The 19,346-nt window shown below is 70.1% G+C and carries 19 protein-coding genes and 3 pseudogenes; 17 read left to right on the forward strand and 5 right to left on the reverse strand.

The features are described 5' to 3' along the window. Window positions 1-13: 13 nt before the first annotated feature. From MMB17_RS22060 to MMB17_RS22070, 3 genes are all read right to left on the reverse strand, one after another. Entirely contained in the window at window positions 14-436 is a 423-nt protein-coding gene (locus MMB17_RS22060; RefSeq protein ID WP_241100288.1) for a cupin domain-containing protein, read from the reverse strand. Window positions 437-526: 90 nt separating this feature from the next. Beyond that, entirely contained in the window at window positions 527-1,690 is a 1,164-nt protein-coding gene (locus MMB17_RS22065) for a complex I NDUFA9 subunit family protein (protein ID WP_238310556.1), read from the reverse strand. 79 nt (window positions 1,691-1,769) lie between these two features. After that, a complete protein-coding gene (locus MMB17_RS22070) occupies window positions 1,770-2,498 on the reverse strand; it encodes an esterase/lipase family protein (RefSeq protein WP_241100289.1) in 729 nt (242 codons plus the stop codon). A gap of 83 nt (window positions 2,499-2,581) precedes the next feature. Between MMB17_RS22070 and MMB17_RS22075 the strand changes: the two genes are divergently transcribed. The 5 genes and pseudogenes from MMB17_RS22075 to MMB17_RS22095 all read left to right on the forward strand — a co-directional run bounded on the left by MMB17_RS22075 (window position 2,582) and on the right by MMB17_RS22095 (window position 6,975). Continuing rightward, on the forward strand, window positions 2,582-3,814 hold the full coding sequence (locus tag MMB17_RS22075) for an MFS transporter (RefSeq protein WP_241100290.1): 1,233 nt from the start codon (window positions 2,582-2,584) through the stop codon (window positions 3,812-3,814). A 67-nt stretch (window positions 3,815-3,881) separates the two neighbouring features. Beyond that, complete coding sequence (locus MMB17_RS22080; protein ID WP_241100291.1) at window positions 3,882-4,097, forward strand: antitoxin MazE family protein; 216 nt, start codon at window positions 3,882-3,884, stop codon at window positions 4,095-4,097. Between the two features lie 40 nt (window positions 4,098-4,137). Then, window positions 4,138-4,245, forward strand: a pseudogene (locus MMB17_RS22085) (type II toxin-antitoxin system PemK/MazF family toxin); the annotation flags it as partial. A 101-nt stretch (window positions 4,246-4,346) separates the two neighbouring features. Continuing rightward, the gene (locus tag MMB17_RS22090; protein ID WP_241100292.1) at window positions 4,347-6,560 is read left to right on the forward strand and encodes a primosomal protein N'; all 2,214 of its coding nucleotides are present in this window, start codon (window positions 4,347-4,349) and stop codon (window positions 6,558-6,560) included. 55 nt (window positions 6,561-6,615) lie between these two features. Beyond that, on the forward strand, window positions 6,616-6,975 hold the full coding sequence (locus tag MMB17_RS22095; protein WP_238310551.1) for a SpoIIAA family protein: 360 nt from the start codon (window positions 6,616-6,618) through the stop codon (window positions 6,973-6,975). 33 nt (window positions 6,976-7,008) lie between these two features. On the opposite strand, the gene MMB17_RS22100 is transcribed toward MMB17_RS22095, so the two are convergent. Next, on the reverse strand, window positions 7,009-7,404 hold the full coding sequence (locus tag MMB17_RS22100) for a hypothetical protein (RefSeq protein ID WP_241100293.1): 396 nt from the start codon (window positions 7,402-7,404) through the stop codon (window positions 7,009-7,011). Window positions 7,405-7,826: 422 nt separating this feature from the next. On the opposite strand from MMB17_RS22100, the gene MMB17_RS22105 reads away from it, so the two are divergent. Then, on the forward strand, window positions 7,827-8,720 hold the full coding sequence (locus tag MMB17_RS22105; protein WP_238310549.1) for an SMP-30/gluconolactonase/LRE family protein: 894 nt from the start codon (window positions 7,827-7,829) through the stop codon (window positions 8,718-8,720). A gap of 55 nt (window positions 8,721-8,775) precedes the next feature. Then, window positions 8,776-9,080 (forward strand): annotated as a pseudogene (locus MMB17_RS22110) (trehalase-like domain-containing protein); the annotation flags it as partial. Between the two features lie 786 nt (window positions 9,081-9,866). Here the strand turns inward: MMB17_RS22110 and MMB17_RS22115 are convergent. Next, window positions 9,867-11,218 (reverse strand): IS3 family transposase gene (locus MMB17_RS22115; protein WP_085987083.1). Its coding sequence is split into 2 segments (ribosomal slippage): window positions 9,867-10,882 and window positions 10,882-11,218, totalling 1,353 coding nucleotides; the frame shifts between segments, so codons are not numbered across the junction. Between the two features lie 85 nt (window positions 11,219-11,303). Between MMB17_RS22115 and MMB17_RS22120 the strand changes: the two are divergent. From MMB17_RS22120 to MMB17_RS22165, 10 genes and pseudogenes are all read left to right on the forward strand, one after another. After that, window positions 11,304-12,119 (forward strand): annotated as a pseudogene (locus MMB17_RS22120) (NrfD/PsrC family molybdoenzyme membrane anchor subunit); the annotation flags it as partial. Beyond that, window positions 12,116-12,631, forward strand: a complete 516-nt coding sequence (locus MMB17_RS22125; protein ID WP_238310540.1) for a DUF3341 domain-containing protein — start codon at window positions 12,116-12,118, stop codon at window positions 12,629-12,631. The pseudogene MMB17_RS22120 and the gene MMB17_RS22125, both read left to right, overlap by 4 nt. After that, window positions 12,628-13,161, forward strand: a complete 534-nt coding sequence (locus MMB17_RS22130) for a c-type cytochrome (protein ID WP_238310539.1) — start codon at window positions 12,628-12,630, stop codon at window positions 13,159-13,161. The genes MMB17_RS22125 and MMB17_RS22130 overlap by 4 nt, the downstream gene beginning before the upstream one ends. After that, entirely contained in the window at window positions 13,158-14,114 is a 957-nt protein-coding gene (locus MMB17_RS22135) for a hypothetical protein (protein WP_238310538.1), read from the forward strand. Before MMB17_RS22130 ends, MMB17_RS22135 begins: the two co-directional genes overlap by 4 nt. Beyond that, window positions 14,107-14,610, forward strand: coding sequence for a hypothetical protein (locus MMB17_RS22140; RefSeq protein ID WP_241100294.1), 504 nt, complete (start codon window positions 14,107-14,109; stop codon window positions 14,608-14,610). The genes MMB17_RS22135 and MMB17_RS22140 overlap by 8 nt, the downstream gene beginning before the upstream one ends. Then, window positions 14,607-15,680: a cytochrome c oxidase subunit II gene (coxB, locus tag MMB17_RS22145; protein WP_241100295.1), complete on the forward strand. Its 1,074-nt coding sequence runs from the start codon at window positions 14,607-14,609 to the stop codon at window positions 15,678-15,680. Before MMB17_RS22140 ends, coxB begins: the two co-directional genes overlap by 4 nt. Before the next feature lie 109 nt (window positions 15,681-15,789). Continuing rightward, complete coding sequence (ctaD, locus tag MMB17_RS22150) at window positions 15,790-17,487, forward strand: cytochrome c oxidase subunit I (RefSeq protein WP_241100296.1); 1,698 nt, start codon at window positions 15,790-15,792, stop codon at window positions 17,485-17,487. Further along, complete coding sequence (locus MMB17_RS22155; RefSeq protein ID WP_241100297.1) at window positions 17,484-18,152, forward strand: cytochrome c oxidase subunit 3; 669 nt, start codon at window positions 17,484-17,486, stop codon at window positions 18,150-18,152. The genes ctaD and MMB17_RS22155 overlap by 4 nt, the downstream gene beginning before the upstream one ends. Beyond that, on the forward strand, window positions 18,149-18,451 hold the full coding sequence (locus MMB17_RS22160; RefSeq protein WP_238310533.1) for a cytochrome C oxidase subunit IV family protein: 303 nt from the start codon (window positions 18,149-18,151) through the stop codon (window positions 18,449-18,451). Before MMB17_RS22155 ends, MMB17_RS22160 begins: the two co-directional genes overlap by 4 nt. Window positions 18,452-18,547: 96 nt before the next feature. Continuing rightward, entirely contained in the window at window positions 18,548-19,174 is a 627-nt protein-coding gene (locus tag MMB17_RS22165) for a hypothetical protein (RefSeq protein ID WP_241100298.1), read from the forward strand. Window positions 19,175-19,346: the final 172 nt, after the last annotated feature.

Genomic DNA, 19,346 nt, shown 5'->3' on the forward strand with positions numbered 1-19,346 from the left:
AGAGCCGCCCGCCTCAATCCGTCTGCCGCATGAAGCTGTCCGGCGTGCCGGTGCCGTCCTCGACGAACTGGATGTCGCGGGGGCCGCGGCGCGGGGTGTCGACGGAGAGGAACACCATCGGCTCCTCCAGGATCTCGGGCACCGAATGCACCACGCCGCGCTTGAAGAACACGAGCCGGCCCGGCCCCACCTCCACCGGCGCCTCGTCCCCGAACTTCATCAGGCAGCGTCCGGACAGGGCGTAGAGATACTCGTCGCAGGTGGTGTGGTAATGCGGCGGCGTCGGTGTGTAGACCCGGAAGACCCGGGCGCTCGCCGCCTCGTCGTCGGTGAAGCGGTGATCGGCGACCATGGTCGTGGCGGCCTCCGGCAGGCCGGCCACCGCCTCGGCGACGTCGAACACGGCATGTCCCGCCGTCTCGCCCGGCCCACTCATCGTCTCGCTCCCGAAAGGTCTCTTCGCGCGCGCATCATGCGCCCGCCATGCGCCCCTGCCCAGGCCCCCGGCGCGGCAGGGCGCGTCGTGTCAGCCGCGCGTGCCCCAGCGGGCGCCCATCTGGCTCGGCCGGGTCGCGTTGGGGCCGATGGCCGGGCCGCTGGCGCGGCCGGGGCGGTGCTGGGATTCCGGCGCCAGCGGCTCCGAGGCGAGGGTATCCGGGACCGCGGCCTCGGACGGATTGCCCCGGCCCTCCGCGAATTGGCCCGCCTTGCGGAAGGTCCAGAGATAGCCCGGCACCACCGCCTCGACCGCCGTCGGCACGATGCCGAGGCTCTCGATGGTGCGGCCCTCCGCCTTGGCCTTGTCCGAGACCACGTTGTCGAGCTGCAGCATCGTCACCTGGTCGCGGGTGAGCTTGAAATCGGCCGGCAGCAGGCCGAGGGCCAGGGTGTCGACGATCTCGAGCACCCGCGCCTGGAGGCGGGCCGCCCTCTCCGGCAGGGGAAGGACGATGCGGCGGCGCATGGTCACTTCCAGCATGTAGCGGATCAGGTGCTCCAGCGACGCCACTTCGGGGCCGCCGAGCTCGTAGACCGTGCCGGCCTTGGCCTCCCCGTCGACGGCGCGGGCGATCGCCTCGGCGACGTCGCCCACGAAGACCGGCTGCATCTTCGTCTCCGCGCCCGCGAGCGGCAGCACCGGCAGCATCGTGCCGAGCTTGGCAAAGCGATTGAAGAAGCTGTCCCCCGGGCCGAACACCAGGGAGGGCCGGAAGATCACCGCCTCGGGCCGCGCGGCCAGCACCTCGGCCTCGCCGAGCGCCTTGGAGCGGAGATAGAGGGAGGCGGAGTTCGCGTCGGCGCCGAGCGCCGAGACATGCACCATGCGCGCGCCGATGGCGGCCGCGGCCCGGGCGATCTCGCCGGCGCCCTGGGTCTGCACCCGGTCGAAGCTCTGGCCGCCGCTCTGCTGCAGGATGCCGACGAGGTTGATCACCACGTCCGAATGCTCGACCGCCCGGCGGATCGATTCGGGATAGCGCAGGTTGGCCTGCACCGCGACGATCTGGCCGACCTTGCCGAGGGGCTGCAGGAACAGGGCGAGATCCGGCCGGCGCACGGCGACGCGGATCCGGTAGCCGCGCTTGGCCAGCGCCCGCACCACGTGGCGCCCGAGGAAGCCGGAGCCGCCGAAAATCGTGACGAGCTGCGATTCAGGCCGGGTGGGGGGAAGGATGTCGGTGTTGGTCATCGCCGTCTCGAACCCGCCCGCTGCTTGGCACTTCCGCGACCGGAAATCCGCACCGGGCTCCTCACAAGCACGGCGCTACTTAGAACAGTTTCGCTGTGGAGGCAGCCGCTTTCGTCGCGCAAATCGCCCGGGATGTCAGCGGCGTCTCGGACGTGAAGCGGCCCTCGCACAGGAAGTGGAGGGTTTCCGCCATGACGCGGCGGTTCCACATCATGGTCGCGTGCGTGGTGTGCAGGGTGAGGTGATCGGCCATGCCCGCCAGGCGGGTCCGCGCCACCGTGACCCGGCCGTCATTCGGCCCTTCGAGGAACAGCCGGGAGGCGACCGGGTCGGAACTTCGGTCGCCGGCGATGACGCCCAGGGGATAATCGACCGGTCCGAGGAGCCGCTCCAGAGCTGCGCTGCGCCGCGTCGTCAGCTGTGCCCCAGCCGGGCCGAACATGCGGCGATAGAGCGCGAGCCGATGGAGCGCGTCCGCGACCTCGCTGCCGCCGTTGGGCGGGCCCAGCATGACCACGCGTCCGAGGCGCGGCGGGCGGTGGCGGGTGATCAGGGCGCGCGCGAGCAGGCCGCCCATGGAATGAGTCACGAAATGGAGGCGGTCGAGGGGCGCGGCGAAGGCCGCGACCTGGGGAGCGACAGGCTCCACGAGGTCCTCGAGCGCGGCGTGCCGGGCTGGATAGCCGAGGTTGAGGGTCGCGTAGCCGGCCGCCCGCAGCCGGCGCGCCATCGGCGCCATGGAGGCCGCGCGCCGCGCGATGCCATGGAGCAGGACGACGCCCTCCCGCGCTGGGGTCTGGCTCCACATGGCGCGTCCCGGCCCGGCTTTCCTTCGGCTGCAACCGCGCGCAGTCTCCGCATCGGAGGGAGCGGCGCCGTGCGCCCGAGCACATGGCCTCTGGAGGATCCTTGGCGGAGGGCAGGCGCATCGGCGGACGGACCGGCAGGGGGCTGCCGGGCTTCCTGCTCCTGTTCGCCGCGCTCTATGGGGCCTATGGCGCCCTCTCGCCCTTCCTGCCGGCCTTCCTTCGGGCGCGCGGCCTGTCGCCCGCGTCCATCGCGGACCTGCTCGCGGCGGCGATGCTGGTGCGTCTCGTGGCCGGCCCGCTCGCCGGGCGGATTGCCGATCGCAGGGGCGCCGCGCGGCCGCTGCTCGCCCTCGCCCTGGTGCTGTCGGGGAGTTTCGGCTTCGGCTTCCTCGCGGGGCACGGATTCGGGCTGCTCCTCGCCCTCGCCCTGCTGCAGGCGGTCGCGACGGCTCCGGTCGCGCCCCTGGCCGATGCCCTGGCCCTGCCCGCCGCCGCAGGCGGGCGTGCCTTCGAATATGGCTGGGTGCGGGCCGCGGGCTCGGCGGCCTTCATCCTGGCGAGCGCCGGGGCCGGCCGGCTTGTGGAGGGACACGGCCACGAAGCGGCCCTGGTCGCCAGCGGTGCCCTCTTCCTGCTCGCCGCCCTGGCCGCCCTGCGCCTGCCCGTGGTGCAGGCCTCCCGACCGGAATCCAGGCCCGCGAAGGACGGCGTCCGGGCGTTGCTCGCGCTTCCCCGGTTCCGCCGCACCGTGCTCGCGGCCGCCCTGGTGATCGGCGCGCATGCCCTGCACGATGCCTTCGCGGTGATCGTGTGGGCGGAGCAGGGCATCGCCGCCGGGGCGGCGGGCCTGCTCTGGGCGGAATCGGTGGCGGCGGAGGTGGCGGTCTTCCTGTGGCTCGGGCCGTGGCTGCTCGGCCGGCTCGGGCCCCCGCGCGTCCTGGCGCTCGCGGCGCTGGCCGGTGCCCTACGCTGGGCGGTCCAGGCGGAGACCGCCGCCCTGCCGGTCCTCGCCGCGATCCAGCTCCTGCACGGGCTGACCTTCGCCGCGCTCCACCTCGCTTGCCTCGCCCTGATCGAAGCTGGCGTGCCGGCGACGTTGCGGGCCACGGCGCTCGCCGTTTATGGCACCCTGGGTCTGGGCCTCGCCTCGGCCCTGGTGACGCTCGCCGCCGGCCGGCTCTACGCCGCCTTCGGCGCCCAGGCCTTCCTCGCCATGAGCGCCCTCAGCCTCGCGGCCGTGCCTCTGGCCTTGTCTCTCCGAGGCGGCCACGGGGCTTCCCGGCCCGGCCAAGCCCGGCTCCCGTGGCTGCCTTGACGCCCGTCGCCCCTTCAGATCTCTCCTCGGCTTTGTTGCATGTAACGCAGCGTGAGGGAGGACAGACATGCCGTCATCCGTCGGCGAGCGCGTCCGCACGCGCCGGGAGGCCCTTCGAGCCGCCGGATTGCGGCCGGTGCAGATCTGGGTTCCGGACACGCGCGCCCCCGGCTTCGCGCAGGAATGCCGACGCCAATCCGGGGTCGTCGCGGCGGCCGATGCGGCCGATCCCGAACTCGGCGGGTTCATGGATGCCGCCCTCCGATCTCGACGCCGAGGATGAGGCGTGAGGCGGGGCGACCTCGTCACGGTCGCGATACCCGGCGATGTCGGTGAGGCGTGACAGGCTCGGGCCCGTCTTCGGCCGGCTCGACGACGCGACCATGCTCGCGGTGACGCGGTCGCTGGCGGTGTTCCTGGGCGTGGTTTGATTCCGATCCGCTGCCCAGGCCCGGACCAAGGTCGCGATCGGTGGTCGCGTTCGGCCTCCGCGGGACATATATAGAACAAAACGGTCCGTTTCCCTGAGCCGATGCCGCAGACCGCCGAGATCCTGATCCCCCTCGCCCTCGACACCGCCTATAGCTACGCGGTGCCGGCGGGGCTGACCCTCGCCGAGGGCGACGTCGTGCAGGTGCCCCTCGGGCCGCGCGAGACCATCGGCGTGGTCTGGGGAATCGAGGAGCGGGCCTCGGGCGGCAACCTGCGCCCGGTGACCGGCCGCCTCGACGTGCCGCCGCTCTCCGCCTCCCTGAGGACGCTCGTCGACTGGCTCGCGCGCTACACCCTGGCGCCGAAGGGCTCGGCCCTGGCCATGGCCCTGCGCCTGCCCGACGAAGCCGCGATGCGCGAGACCGTCCGCGTCGGCGTGCGGGCCTCCGGCCAACCCCCTGCCCGGGCCACCGCCGCCCGGAGCAAGGTGATGGCGGTGGCCGCCGACGGCCGCGTGCGGGGCAAGAGCGTGCTCGCCAAGGAGGCCGGCGTCTCCCTGAGCGTCGTCGACGGGCTGATCGACGACGGCGCCCTGGAGACGGTGGCCCTCGCCCCGGAGCCCGTCGCCCTGCCCCCGGATCCGGATCATCCCCGGGTCCCTCTCTCCGAGGCCCAGGCCGAGGCGGCCGCCGAGCTGGGCGCGCATCTGTCCCCGCTGCCCCCCGCGCTGCCGGCGTCCGCCCCCGCGGAGGGGATGGCGTCCTCCGATGCCGCGACCCTTCTCCTCGAAGGCGTCACCGGCTCGGGCAAGACGGAGGTCTATTTCGAGGCGGTGGCCGAATGCGTGCGCCGCGGGCGCCAGGCCCTGGTGCTGATGCCGGAGATCGCGCTGACCGCGCAGTTCCTCGACCGCTTCGCGGCCCGCTTCGGCGTGCGGCCGGCGACCTGGCATTCCGGCATCGGCGGCAAAAGGCGCGAGCGCATCCGCGCGGGCGTGGCGGCGGGCGAGATCGCGGTGGTGGTCGGCGCCCGCTCGGCCCTGTTCCTGCCCTTCGCGACGCTCGGCCTCATCGTGGTCGATGAGGAGCACGAGACCGCCTACAAGCAGGAGGACGGCGTCCATTACCACGCCCGGGACATGGCCGTGGTGCGGGGCAAGATCGAGGGCTGCCCGGTGGTGCTCGCCTCCGCCACCCCCTCCATCGAGAGCCGGGTGAACGCGGAGCGCGGCCGCTACCGCCGCATCGTCCTGCCCGAGCGCTTCGGCGGCCGGCGCCTGCCCGACATCACCGCCATCGACCTGCGCCTCGACAAGCCGGAGCGCGGGCGCTTCCTGTCCCCGCCCCTCGTCAACGCGGTGAAGACCACGCTGGCCGCCGGCGAGCAGGCGCTCCTCTTCCTCAACCGGCGCGGCTATGCTCCCCTCACCCTGTGCCGGGCCTGCGGCCACCGCTACCAGTGCCGCAACTGCTCGACCTGGCTGGTGGAGCACCGCTTCCGCCGGGCGCTGGTCTGCCACCATTGCGGCTATGCCGAGCGCAAGCCGGAGGCCTGCGTCGAATGCGGCGCCTTCGACCACTTGACCCCCTGCGGTCCGGGGGTCGAGCGCATCGCCGAGGAGGTGAGCGAGCTGTTCCCGGACCAGCGGGTCATCGTGCTCTCCAGCGACTTTCCCGGCGGTGCCGAGCGGTTGCGCCAGGAACTGGAGGCGGTGGCGGCGGGCGAATGCGACATCGTGGTCGGCACGCAACTCGTCGCCAAGGGCCACAACTTCCCGCATCTGACGCTGGTCGGCGTGCTCGACGCCGATATCGGGCTCGCCACCGGCGATCCCCGGGCGGCGGAGCGAACCTTCCAGCTCCTGCAGCAGGTCACCGGCCGGGCCGGGCGCGGCGAGCGGCCGGGGCGCGCCCTGGTCCAGACCTATCAGCCGAACCACCCGGTCATCGCCGCCCTGCTCTCGGGGGATGCCGAGCGCTTCTACGAGGAGGAGATCGCCGCCCGCGAGGCGGCGGGGCTGCCGCCCTTCGGGCGCTTGGCGGCGCTGATCGTCTCGGCCAACGAGCGCGAGGCGGCGGAGGCACATGGCCAGGCCCTGGCCCGCGCCGCCGATCCGCCGGAGGGGGTGATGGTGCTGGGGCCTGCCGAGGCGCCCCTCGCCCTGGTGCGTGGGCGTTACCGCTTCCGCCTGCTTGTCAAGACCGAGCGGGGCATCGACATCCAGAGCTATCTGCGGGACTGGCTCGCCCGGGCGCCCAAACCGCGCGGAAACGTGAAGGTCGCGATCGACGTGGACCCGCAAAGTTTCCTATAGTCCTGCGCGGATCCGCTTGGGGGCGCGTCGCCCCGCGAGTCGAGGAGCGCGCACCTTGCTGAGCTACGACAAAAAGCCCGATTCCAATGTCGCCGAGATCGTGGTCGACGGGAAAATCACCGACGAGGAGATGAACGCGGCCATCGCCAAGATGAAGGCCGATCTCGATGCCGGCGGGAAGCTGCGGCTCCTGGAGGATGTGCGCGCCTTCGAGGGCATGGAGCCCGCCGCCTTCTTCAAGGACGTGCGCTTCGGCCTGGCGCTGATGAAGGGGATCAGCCACGTCGCCCTGGTCACGGACGCGTCCTGGCTGCGCATCCTCGCCGAGAGCTTCGGCCGGCTCTCCCCCGCCGAGATCAAGGTTTTCGACCGCGCCCGCATCGAGGAAGCGCGGAGCTGGCTCGCCACGGCGTGAGCCCGAAGGAGCGGGCCTCGCGCCCGCTCGCTCTTATTCGGCCTGGGCGGTCCGCAGGGTGTTGCGCCGCGCCGTCCAATGGCCCGAGCACAGAGCGGAGACCCGCCAGGTGCCGGCGCCCGAGCGCGCCTGGAGGCGGCCCGAGGCGCTGCCGCTGGCCGCCGCGGTCGCGACGTTGAGGCCGACGCTGCCATCGGCGCCGACCCGGCCCGTCACCGTGGCGCCGCTGCTGGCGGCCCGGGAGACCGGACGCACCTGCCCGTCCTGCACGGTGAGGGAATAGCTGTAGCGGGCGTCGCACAGGCCGCTCTCGGTCACGAGCTCCACCGACCAGGTGCCGTCATAGGTCCCCTCCCCCGCCGTTGCGGGGACAGCCGCGGCCGCCGCGAGACCGGCGGAGAGGGCGAGCTGGGCGATGAGCTTCGGCATGGATCCCCTTGCGCAGGATGCGACGAACCGCCGACGGCGGCGCCGTCGTCCCGCGAATCGTCCGTGGATGAGAGGCGTCCTTCTCGCCGGGAGAAGGGGCAAGAATAAGACCAGAACCAAGCTTGACCGGCTTTCATCCGCGAAAGTCGATGCAAAGAACCGGCCACGCTTGAACAGCCTGCCGAGGAAAGGCCACAGGACTGCTGAACGCAAGGTGACGCTCTTGATGAAGCCCTTGCCGGCGGACGCTGTGCCTTGAGCCGCAGCCGGCCGCGATGCCGCTGGCGGGGATGATTGATCAGAATATCGGGATGAAGAACCGACGATATGCGTGGTGCAGAACCTCACCCGACAGGCCCGGGACTTGGGAACTTTGACGGTCATCGGGCGTCGACGGGTTTTGCTGCCAGGGAAGTCTTGTTTTGACGCAGATCACCTCGGCCCGTATCCTTGAGGCGCCCCGCTGTCATCTCGGCGAAGGGCCGAGCTACGATCCGGAGACCGGCACGGCCTGGTGGGTCGACATCCTCGAGGACCGCCTGTTCGAGATCTCTCTGCGGGAGGGCGGCGGCCCGGCCCGGGTCCATAAGTTGCCGATCACCGCGAGCGGCGTCGCCGCAATCGATTCCGGGCGCCAGCTGCTCGCGGCGGCGGACGGGCTCTACCTGCGCAGCCTCGCGGATGGGCGCCTGAGCCTCTACTGCCCCCTGGAGGCGGAGGAGTCCGCGACCCGCTCCAATGACGGGCGCGTCCATCCCTGCGGCGCCCTCTGGATCGGCACCATGGGGCGTGGGGCGGAGCCTGGCCGCGGCGCGCTCTATCACGTCGCCGGCACCCGGGTGACGCGGCTCTACGCGAACCTCACCATCCCCAACGGCATCGCCTTCGCGCCGGACGGCGCCACCGGCTATTTCGTGGACACGGATGAGGGCGTCCTTCACCGCGTCGCCCTCGACCCCGCCACCGGCCTGCCCGTTGCCGCGCCCGAGACGCATTACGACCATCGCGGCGGCGAAGGCGGCATCGACGGGGCTGCCGTGGATGCGGAGGGGTTGATCTGGACCGCCCGCTTCGGCGCCGGCTGCCTCGACGCCTACAGCCCCGCGGGGAACCGGGTGCGCAGCCTCCCCGTCCCGGTCCGGCAGCCGACCTGCCCGACCTTCGCCGGGGCGGATCTCGACCGTCTGCTGGTGACGAGCGCCTACGAGGGCATGGACGCGGCCGCTCGTGCCGCCGATCCGGAGCACGGGCGCACGCTTCTGGTGGAGATCGGCGTGCGCGGCCTGCTCGAACCCGCCTTCCGCCTCGCCGCCTGAGCGCCCCGCCTTCGCCTCCCGTCCCACCCGAACCACGGCGCCCGGAAGGAGTCCCATGCCCCGTTCCGAGACCGAGCGCCCCTACCCGCCGATCGAGGCCTATGCTCTCTGAGCAATTGCGAGGGCTGCGCCCTGGTCGCCCGGGACGGGTCGATCGACTGGGCCTGCCTGGAGCGCTTCGATGCCGATCCGGCCTTCTCGCGCCTGCTCGACCGGCGGCGCGGGGACTTCTTCACGATCCGCCCGGCCGAGCGCTTCGAGACGGTGCGGCAATACCTGAGCTGCAGCAACATCCTGGAGACGACCTTCCCCACGGAGCACGGCTTCGTCATCCTGCACGACTTCATGGTCGGGCCGGAAGACTTTCCGATTTCACGCTTTGGTTGCGCCATTTCGGCGCGCGCGATCCGGATGCGGCAGAGGGCGCGACCCCTGCCCTGCGGGTCCGCTCGCGGGATTTCCGATGAAGGATGGAATGAAGACCTTCATGGCGATTTGCTGAAAGTATGTTTCTATTTCATGTGCTTCATTTTTTCTTGATTTACGAATAAAATATATGATTATTAAATGTTTCATGAATATTTATAGATTCTCTTGTGTCGGCTCGATTTCGAAGAAAGAAAGGCAAAGTCTCAAAAAGGGCAATCAAAGAATATTTAAAATATAAAATTCTGTTTCTGCGATATCGCGGCCAAAGCACGTGAATTTCCGGATTGTCGAGGCCCGATCGCATCGGTCAAGGCGCGATTAGGGCCTGACTCGACGTGTGCCGCATCCTGCCAACTCTTCGTTTGGTAGAGTAGAATCCTTCTAATGCAACCAGAGCGCTTGCCGCCGGCGAGGGGCTGGTCCATCATGGCGCGTCGTCACAGCGCAGGTCGGGGGATGGCGCCGAGCTTCAGTCGCAGCGAACCGACGCCGGAAGGGCTCTGATCAGAGCGCCGGCCAGGTGCGTCGCGCCCTCACCCTCCGGCGATCGACGGGGCCGTGCCGGATCCTGTCGGTGGCGACGGTCGGCATCCTGGATGACGTTTTTCTCACGGCCGCATGGCTGTGCAAAGGATTGGTAATTTGTCCGTCGTCAGATGATTTGAGACAGGCTGCGGGCCTCAGGAACGGAGGCACTGGTCCACCTGGGTTGAGAAGTTAGGCAGCCTGCGCGTGGTGGCGCAAGCGGCGGTCGGTGAGAGTCTGGCGCTTGATCCGCTCCCGCTCGCGCAGGATGGCCTCGCCCCGGCCGAAGTAGACGTCGGCCGGCGTGAGATTGTTCAGGCTCTCATGAGCTCGGACGTGGTTGTAGTGCTCCACGAACGCCCCGACCCGCGCCTCCAACTCGCCGGGCAGATAGGCGTGTTCGAGCAGGATGCGGTTCTTCAGCGTCTGGTGCCAGCGCTCGATCTTGCCCTGAGTTTGGGGATGGCGGGGAGCACCGCGGATGTGGGTCATGCCGCGGCTGCCGAGCCAGTCGGCCAGGTCACCCGCGACGTAGCTCGATCCGTTGTCGGTCAGCAGCCGCGGCCGGTGCACCACCTGCACCTGATCGAGCCCGGCGGCGCTGAGCGCCAGGTCGAGCGTGGCAGTGACGTCGCTGGCCTGCATCGTGGCGCACAGCTTCCAGGCCACGATGAAGCGGGAGAAGTCGTCGAGCACCGTCGACAGATAGTACCAGCCCCAGCCGACCACCTTCAGGTAGGTGAAGTCGGTCTGCCAGAGCTGGTTGGAGGCCGTGGTCTTGTCACGGAACTCGTCGGCTGCCTTGACAACGATGTAGGCTGGGCTGGTGATCAGGTCGTGCGCCTTGAGCAGGCGGTAGACCGTGGCTTCCGAGACGAAGGAGCGCTGCTCGTCGGTGAAGCGCACGGCCAGCTCGCGTGGGCTGAGCTCCGGCTGCTCGAGCGCGAGGGCGACGATCTGCTCGCGGATCGCCGTGGGCAGGCGGTTCCAGACCCGGCTGGGCCGAGAGGGTCGGTCGGCCAGGGCCTCGGGTCCCCCTTGCTGGTAGGCGTCGTACCAGCGGTAGAATGTGGCGCGCGGGATGCCGAGTTTCTCCAGGGTGGCGCGCACCGGCAGAGAGGACTGCTCGACCAGCCGGATGATCTCCAGCTTCTCAGAAGCCGAGTACCTCATGCCTCGTCTTCCCCAGCTCCGCTCATACTTTTTTTGAGCAGGCGGTTTTCCAGGGTGAGATCGGCCACGACCTCCTTGAGGGCACGAGCCTCACGGCGCAGGTCCTTGACCTCGTCCGAGGTGGCGGCGCGGGCCGTGTCGCCGGCCAGCCGCTTCTTGCCCGCTTCCAGGAACTCCTTGGACCAGCCGTAGTACATCGAGGTGGCAATGCCTTCGCGTCGGCACAGCTCTGCGATGCTGTCCTCGCCGCGCAGGCCCTCCAGCACGATGCGGATCTTCTCCTCGGCCGAGAACTGGCGGCGGGTGGCGCGGCGGATGTCCTTGATCACCGCCTCTGCCGGCTTCCGTGCCGGCCCGGATGTCTGCTTCATCTTCGCTCCTTGGGGGCTACGATGAACCAGTCATCCTCCGTTCGTGAAGGGCCTCACTCTGTCTCACGGCCGCTGACGGCGGACACTGCCCGACCTCGCCACGATGCGCGACCGGGCGCGGAGCCGGGCGGGTCAGGTGATCTACGGGACCCTGGCGCTGGGCTGGCGCGGCTCGGCCCGGCACTGGGCGGTCTACGAGAGCTTCCACAAGACCATGGCGGCGCTCGCCGTGCCGCTGGTCTGCTCGGTGCATTCCATCGTCGGGCTCGATTTCGCCGCGAGCCTGATGCCGGGCTGGCAGGAATCGATCTTCCCGCCCTATTTCGTGGTCGGCGCGATGTATTCGGGCTTCGCCATGGTGGTGGTGCTGGCCATCGCCATCCGCTGGGGCCTGAGCCTGCAGGCGGTGATCACCCCGGCCCATTTCGACGCCATGGCCAAGGTGATGCTGTTCGCCAGCATCGTCATGACTCTCTCCTACGCCACGGAGTGGTTCATGGCCTGGTATGGCGGCGAGCATGCCGACCGCAGGGTCGTCGCCTATTTCTTCACCGGCGACTACCGCTGGCTCTATTACAGCCTGCTGTTCTGCAACTGCCTCGTGCCGCAGGCGCTCTGGTTCGCCCGTGTCCGCCTCAATCTCTGGTCGCTCGCGATCATCGCGGTCGTGATCAATCTCGGGATGTGGCTCGAGCGCATCCTGATCGTCTGGAACACGCTCTCCCGCGGCTATGCCGAAAGCCTGTGGCGGACCTACCATGTCAGCCTCTACGACGTGGCGATCCTGATCGCGCCCCTCGGCCTGTTCGTCTTCGGCTTCCTGGTCCTGGCGCGGATCTTCCCGATCGTCTCGATGCACGAGATCCGGCAGGTCGCCCATGACGAGGGAGCCGCCGCATGAGCCGCCCCCTGCTCGCCGTGTTCGAGACGCCCGAGGCGTTGGTGCAGGCCCTGCGGGTCGCCCGCGCGGACGGCCATCGGGCGCTCGATGCCTTCACGCCCTTCCCCGTGCCCGCATTGACCGAGGCCTTCGCGCCCCCGCGCAACCCCGTGCGGCCGGTCATGGCCATCGCCGGCTTCGGCGCGGCGGCGGCGATGTACGCCCTACAATGGTATTCCTCGGTGATCGCCTATCCGCTCAATTCGGGCGGGAGGCCCCTCCATTCCTGGCCGGTCTTCCTGCTCGTGCCCTTCGAGGTCGGCGTGCTGGCCGCGGCCTTCGCGGGGTTCGTGGCGATGCTGTGGACCTGCGGCCTGCCCCGGCTGCATCATCCGCTCTTCGCCCTGCCGCAATTCGAGCGGGCGAGCCAGGACCGCTTCCTGCTCCTGGTGGCGCCCCGGGGCGAGGCTGCCCCCCTGCGGCAGCGCCTGGAGCAGGCCGGCGCGACGCTGGTCTCGGAGATGCCGCCATGAGGCGTCTCCGCGCTCTCCCGCCCCTGGTCCTGCCGTTCCTCCTCCTGGCCGCCTGCGGGGACCAGTCCATGCAGACGCAGAGCCGCTACGAGGTCTACGGCAAGGCCCCGCTTTTCCCGGACGGGGCCGAGGCGCGGCGCCCACCCGAGGGCACGGTGGAGGTCGGGGCGCTCGACCGCGAGGCCGCCTTGAAGGAGCCGCCGCCGGTCGATGCCGCCCTGCTGGCACGCGGCCGGCAGCGCTACGAGGCCTTCTGCACCCCCTGCCACGGGCTGACCGGGCACGGCGACGGCATGGTCGTGCAGCGGGGCTTTCCGGCGCCCCCCTCCTATCACGAGGACCGCCTGCGGGCGGCGCCCGCCCGCTACGTCGTCGACGTGATCACCCGGGGCTACGGCGTGATGTATTCCTACGCCGCCCGGGTCGAGCCGCGGGACCGCTGGGCCATCGCCGCCTATATCCGCGCGCTGCAACTCTCCCAGGGCGCCCGCGTCGCCGAGGTGCCGGGCTTGCGGGAGAAACTGCCGTGACGGAGGCCCTCGCCCGCGGCTGGCTCGTCGCCTGGATCGCCTGGAGCGCGGTCCCGGTCGGCAGCCTCGTGCTCCTCATGATCCACGCCCTCACCGGGGGGCGCTGGGGCGAGACGCTGGCGCCGGTACTGCGGCCGGCCACCGCCCTGGTGCCGCTCGTGGCGCTGGCCTTCCTCGGCATCGCGCTCGGGCTCCCCGCCACCTATCCCTGGGCCGCGGGCGCAGGCGCCAAGCCCGACGTTTTGCAGCTCTACCTCGACCCGACGCTGTTCCTGTTGCGCGCGGCGGTGACCCTCGTCGGGTGGTCGCTGCTGGCCTGGGCGTGCTGGGCGGGCCGCTGCGGCAAGCTCGTCGCCGGCCTGGGCCTGAGCTTCTACGGGCTGACGATCAGCCTCGTCGCCGTCGACTGGATCCTCTCCGTGGAGCCGGGCTTCAATTCCTCGGCTTTCGCGGCGGGCGTCGCACTGCACCAGATCCTCGCCGCCCTCGCCTTCGCCGCCCTGGTCAGCCCGGCCGGGCTCGATGCCCGCGGCGCCTCGGACCTCGCCGGCCTGATGCTCGCGAGCCTGCTCGGCGTCCTCTACCTGGAGCTGATGTCCTTCATCGTCGCCTGGTACGGCGACCTGCCCCCCAAGGCGGCGTGGTATCTGAAACGCGGCGAGAGTCCCTGGGGCGGGATCCTGATCGCGACGCTGCTCGTCGGCGGCGTGCTGCCCTTCGCGATGCTGCTCTTCTCCGCCGTGCGCCGGAGCCCGGCCCTGCTGCGGGCGGTGGGGCTCGTCGTCCTCCTCGGCGTCGCCCTGCATCTCGCCTGGTACGTCCTGCCCGCCTACGGTGCGGGGGCCGGCCCGGCGGCGCTCCTCGCCCTGCCCTTCCTGGCCGTCCTGGCGCTCGTCGCGCACCTATCCCGGCGGCGTCTCGGCCGGTGCGGGCGGAGGCTCGGCCATGCCTGAGAGCGCACCGGGACAGCTCCACAGGGGCGTCCATAACGAGGTCGTCGGCCACGCCCGGCCCGGCACCGAGCCCCCCGGCATCGCCCTGCGGCCGGTCCTGCTGACGGGCCTGTTCATCGTCGTCTTCACCGCGGCGACGCTCACCGGGATCCGCTTCTATTACCGCTTCCAGGTCCCCGGCCCGCTCGTCGAGGCGCCCAAGACCTTCCCGGCGCCGCGGCTGCAGCAGAACCCCGAGGCCGACCTCGCCGCCCTGCTGAAGGAACAACGCGGGCAGCTCGCCGGCTATGCCTGGGTGGACCGCGAGAAGGGCATCGCCCGCATGCCGATCGAGGACGCCATGCGGCAGCTCGCCGGCCGGGGCCAGGCGGCCTACGCCGCGCCCCTCCAGCCCGAGCGGGTGCCCCCGCTCGGCAGCCGCGGCGGCGGCGCGCGCCCGATGCCCTCCCCCGGCGACGGGCCGGCCAGGCCGTCCGGAGCGGGAGGGACGCCGTGATCGCCCTGATCCCCTCCTTCCTGCGGCCCGAGGCCGCCTCCCTCCAGGCGGCCAAGGTGGACGCGATCTTCGCGGGGCTGACCCTGATCTCCCTCGCGATCGTGCTCCTCGTCGTCGGGCTCGTCGTCACCTTCGCGATCCGTTTCCGGCGCGGCTCGCCGGCCAAGCGCGGCGAATTGCCGATCATCGTCTCCCGCGAGTTCGAGATCGGCTGGACCGCCGCGACGCTGTTCGTCTTCGTCTTCATCTTCTGGTGGGCCGCCTCGGTCGAGATCGGCGCCTATTCGGCCCCCAAGGACGCCATCGAGATCCACGTCGTCGGCAAACAGTGGATGTGGAAGACGCAAGGGCCGAGCGGCGCCCGCGAGATCAACGAGCTGCACCTGCCCGTCGGCGCCCCGGTGCGCCTTGTCCTGACCTCGCAGGACGTGATCCACTCGTTCTTCGTGCCTGCCTTCCGCCTGAAGCGCGACGCCCTGCCCTATCAGCAGACGGAAGCCTGGTTCCAGGCCACCAAAACCGGCACCTATCACCTGCTCTGCACGGAATTCTGCGGCACCGATCATTCCCGCATGCTCGGCCGCGTGATCGTGATGGAGCCGCAGGATTACGCGCACTGGCTCTCGACCCAGCCGGAGCGGGACGGGCTCGCCGAGAAGGGCGAGCGGCTCTTCACCGAGCGCGGCTGCTCGGGCTGCCACGATGCCGGCTCCAAGGTGCACGCGCCCTCGCTCGCCGGGATCTGGGGCCAGTCGGTGTCCCTCGAGGACGGGCGCACGGTCACCGTCGACGAGACCTATCTGCGCGATTCCATTCTGCAGCCGGGCCGCGACGTGGTCGCCGGCTACGAGGCGATCATGCCGAGCTTCGAGGGACGGCTCACCGAGGGGGAGATCCAGGCGCTCGTCGCCTATCTCCGCCTCGGCACCGACACGTTCGACCCGGTCGGCGCGCTGAACCTCTCGCCCGCGGAGAACATCTGCGCGCCGGGCCAGGCCCCCGCCAACCAGACCCCGCGCAGCCCCGCCATGCTGCCGGGCGCGCCGGCCGATGCGGGAGCGCGGCCGTGACGAATTCGTCGTTCCAGGCGCGGTCGATGCCGAAGCACCTGCCCTCCATCCGTCCCCACAGAGGCGGGAGGGACATGCCGCGACATCCCCGCCACAGGAGTCCGACCCGATGAGCAGCGGCGCCTCCACCGACGCCCCGACGCTCGCCAATCCGCGCGAGCTCGATCTGCACCTGCCGGTCAGCTACCTCGCGGACGGGCATTCCCTGCGCTCCTGGCTCTTCACCACCGACCACAAGCGCATCGCCATTCTCTACGCGCTCTCGATCACGTTCTTCTTCTTCGTGGGCGGGGCGGCCGCCACCCTGGTGCGGCTGGAGCTGTTCACGCCGCAGGCCGATCTCGTCGGCGCGGACACCTACAACAAGCTGTTCTCGCTGCACGGCATCGTCATGGTGTGGTTCTTCCTCATCCCGTCGATCCCGACGACGATGGGCAATTTCCTGCTGCCGCTGATGATTGGCGCGCGGGACCTCGCCTTTCCCAAGCTGAACCTGATCAGTTGGTACCTCAACATGGGTGGCGGCCTGCTGACGCTCGCCGCGGTGGTGGCCGGCGGCATCGACACCGGCTGGACCTTCTACGTCCCCTACTCGACGGTGTTCTCCAACTCATTCGTGGCGCTCGCCGTGCTCGGCGTGTTCGTGTCGGGCTTCTCCAGCATCGCCACGGGCGTGAACTTCATCGCCACGGTCCATTACCTGCGGTCGCCGGGCATGACCTGGTTCCGCCTGCCGCTCTTCGTGTGGTCGATGTACACGACGAGCATCATCTTCGTGCTCGCCACCCCGGTCCTGGCGCTGACACTGACCCTCGTCATCGCCGAGCGCACCTTCGACCTGCCGATCTTCGATCCGGCCAGAGGGGGCGACCCGATCCTGTTCCAGCACCTGTTCTGGTTCTATTCGCACCCGGCGGTCTACATCATGATCCTGCCGGCCATGGGCGTGATCTCCGAGGTGATCACCTGCTACGCCCGCCGGCGCATCTTCGGCTATTCCTTCATGGTCTACGCCCTGGTGGCGATCGCGGTGATCGGCTTCTTCACCTGGGGCCACCACATGTTCACCTCGGGCATGTCGCCCTTCGCCGCCCTGGTCTTCTCGTTCCTGTCCTTCATCGTAGCCGTGCCCTCGGCCATCAAGGTGTTCAACTGGACCGCCACGCTCTACCGCGGCCAGATCGGCTTCGAATCGCCGATGCTCTACGCCCTGGGCTTCCTCGGCCTGTTCACGGTGGGCGGCCTGACCGGACTGTTCCTGGCCTCCGTGCCGATCGATGTGCACGTGCAGGACACCTACTTCGTGGTGGCGCATTTCCACTACATCATGGTCGGCGCGTCGGTGTCGGCCTATTTCGCGGGCCTGCATTTCTGGTGGCCGAAGGTGACGGGGCGGATGTACCCGGAGGCCTGGGCGCGCTTCGCCGCGATCCTGATGTTCTTCGGCTTCAACCTGACCTTCTTCCCGCAATTCATCGCCGGCTATCTCGGCATGCCGCGGCGCTACCACGTCTATCCGCCGGAATTTCAGGTCTGGAACGTGCTCTCGTCCTCCGGCGCGGCGGTGCTCGCCGTCGCCTACCTGATGCCGCTCGGCTACCTGACCTGGTCGATCTTCTTCGGCACGCGCGCGGTCAACGACCCCTGGAACGCCGCCGGGCTCGAATGGCGCACCACCTCGCCGCCGCCCCGCGGGAATTTCCTGGGGCGCCCGGAGGTGCTGTCGTCGCCCTACAACTATCATCCGGAAGGCGCGACACCCACCGGCGACCAGCCCCGCATGTCGGCGCACGGGTCGCTCACGTGAGCGCGGGGGCGGACAAGCTCCTGCGCGAGCCCTGGGACGAGCTCGCCCTGCCCGAGGCGCAGGCCCTCGCGCGCCAGCGCGCGGGCGCCACCTTCGGGATCTGGGTGTTCCTCGCGAGCGAGGTGCTGTTCTTCGGGGCGCTGTTCCTGCTCTACACGGCCCTGCGCCTGGAGCACCCGCAAGCCTTCCTCGCGGCCGCGCGGGAGACCAACCTCGTCTACGGCACGATCAACACCGTCCTCCTCCTCACGAGCGGCCTCGGAGCGGCAGTGGCGGCGCAGGCCGCCGAGGATGGCCGCCTGCGCCGCATGACCTTGTGGTGCCTCGCGGCCACCCTCGCCCTGGGCCTCGCCTTCCTGGTGGTGAAGGGGCTCGAATACCGCGAGGACATCGAGAGGCATCTGGTGCCGGGCGCGCGTTTCGCGCTTCCGGAAGGGCCGGCGCAGCTCTTCTTCGGCTTCTACTGGCTCTCGACCGTCCTCCACGCGATCCATCTCTCGATCGGTCTCGGGCTCCTCGCGCGGCTCCTCTGGAAGGGCGCGCGCGAGCCGGATTTCCTCGTCGGAAATCCCCAAGTCGAGGTGGCGACGCTGTATTGGGGCTTCGTCGACCTGGTCTGGATCTTCCTCTACCCCGCCCTTTACCTCGCGGGGCGGGCCGGATGAGCGCGCCCCGCTCCCTCTCCGCGCGGGCGATCGGACGCCGCGGCCTCGTCGTCTGGGCCTTGCTCCTGGCGCTGCTGGCCCTCGGCCTTCTCGCGGCCCGCCTCCTCCCCGAGCCGCTGGCGGGGGCTGTCCCGTTCGGCATCGCCGCGACGCAGGCGGGACTCGTCGCCGTGCTCTTCATGCGTCTCGGGCGCGCCGACGCCCTGATCCGGCTCGCCGCCGCCTGCGGCCTGTTCTGGCTGGCGATCCTCTTCACCCTGACGCTGGCGGACACGCTGAGCCGCCTCCTCAACACCTGAGCTCGGAACGCATCCCCCGGTGCCGTCCGCCGCCATCGACCGGGGCCGACGAGTGTGGTGGGGTGGGCCTCCGATTCCTCCGCTAGTGAGCCGACGATGCCGTTTCGTTCTGTGGTCCTCTCCTGCGCCTTCGTCGCGCTGGGGATTTCTGCAGTCAGGGCCGAGCCTAGTCCGATGCAGGCCCCCTCCTCCACCGTGGCATGGCACTGCTATCGCAACGACGTGGCGACCGTGCTCGCGACGGAGAAGCAGGACGCGGTCGGCACCACCTTCCGGGTCCGCCCGCCCACGGCCGCGCTGAAGGCCGATTGCGAGGTCGACCCGCGCGGTACCGACGTGGTCCTGGGTGCGACGGATGACGACGCCTATTACTACATCGCCCTGTTCCGGTCGTTCCTGATCCTCGACAACGGCACCGGGCCCGACCGCGCCCTCGCGATTCACGAGGTTCCCGGAGGACGGAAGCTGCTGGCGACCGGCTATTCCGTGAAGGGAAACTGCCAGCCCACGGAGGGCTGCATGAGCGACGAGTTCAGCATCGAGGAGCGCGGGCTCACGTTCTGGGGGGAGATCGACGAGAAGCCCACGGCGAAGAACTGCAAAGACTATGCGTCGTTCATGAAGACCACGGGCTCGGCCGCCATCGAGGAAAAGTCGGTCTTCAACTTCGCGACGCGCAAGGTGGAAAGAAGCGGGAAGAAGCGCTGCACCGCTCGGCAGTGAGTCGGGGGCTTCCGGCCCTCGCGCCGGGGACAACGTCCCCGGCGATCCGCGTCCACAGTCGGCGGCGTCCTGGGTCTAGGGCAGGTCGGCGCGCGAGGCCGGGCCGGGGCCGGTCGTGACCAGGGTCGGCCCTTGGTGGGAGCCGAACGGCACCTTGGGCGGTCGATGGGTG

This window comes from Methylobacterium organophilum (genome assembly GCF_022533465.1).
Taxonomy (GTDB): Bacteria; Pseudomonadota; Alphaproteobacteria; order Rhizobiales; family Beijerinckiaceae; genus Methylobacterium; species Methylobacterium organophilum.

What these genes read in the sequence shown, in the direction of transcription:
- MMB17_RS22060 (WP_241100288.1), bottom strand. Translation starts at nt 436, where the DNA reads ATGAGTGGGCCGGGCGAGACGGCGGGACATGCCGTGTTCGACGTCGCC.
- MMB17_RS22065 (WP_238310556.1), bottom strand. Translation starts at nt 1,690, where the DNA reads ATGACCAACACCGACATCCTTCCCCCCACCCGGCCTGAATCGCAGCTC.
- MMB17_RS22070 (WP_241100289.1), bottom strand. Translation starts at nt 2,498, where the DNA reads ATGTGGAGCCAGACCCCAGCGCGGGAGGGCGTCGTCCTGCTCCATGGC.
- MMB17_RS22075 (WP_241100290.1), top strand. Translation starts at nt 2,582, where the DNA reads ATGGCCTCTGGAGGATCCTTGGCGGAGGGCAGGCGCATCGGCGGACGG.
- MMB17_RS22080 (WP_241100291.1), top strand. Translation starts at nt 3,882, where the DNA reads ATGCCGTCATCCGTCGGCGAGCGCGTCCGCACGCGCCGGGAGGCCCTT.
- MMB17_RS22090 (WP_241100292.1), top strand. Translation starts at nt 4,347, where the DNA reads ATGCCGCAGACCGCCGAGATCCTGATCCCCCTCGCCCTCGACACCGCC.
- MMB17_RS22100 (WP_241100293.1), bottom strand. Translation starts at nt 7,404, where the DNA reads ATGCCGAAGCTCATCGCCCAGCTCGCCCTCTCCGCCGGTCTCGCGGCG.
- MMB17_RS22125 (WP_238310540.1), top strand. Translation starts at nt 12,116, where the DNA reads ATGAGCCGCCCCCTGCTCGCCGTGTTCGAGACGCCCGAGGCGTTGGTG.
- MMB17_RS22130 (WP_238310539.1), top strand. Translation starts at nt 12,628, where the DNA reads ATGAGGCGTCTCCGCGCTCTCCCGCCCCTGGTCCTGCCGTTCCTCCTC.
- MMB17_RS22140 (WP_241100294.1), top strand. Translation starts at nt 14,107, where the DNA reads ATGCCTGAGAGCGCACCGGGACAGCTCCACAGGGGCGTCCATAACGAG.
- ctaD (WP_241100296.1), top strand. Translation starts at nt 15,790, where the DNA reads ATGAGCAGCGGCGCCTCCACCGACGCCCCGACGCTCGCCAATCCGCGC.
- MMB17_RS22160 (WP_238310533.1), top strand. Translation starts at nt 18,149, where the DNA reads ATGAGCGCGCCCCGCTCCCTCTCCGCGCGGGCGATCGGACGCCGCGGC.
- MMB17_RS22165 (WP_241100298.1), top strand. Translation starts at nt 18,548, where the DNA reads ATGCCGTTTCGTTCTGTGGTCCTCTCCTGCGCCTTCGTCGCGCTGGGG.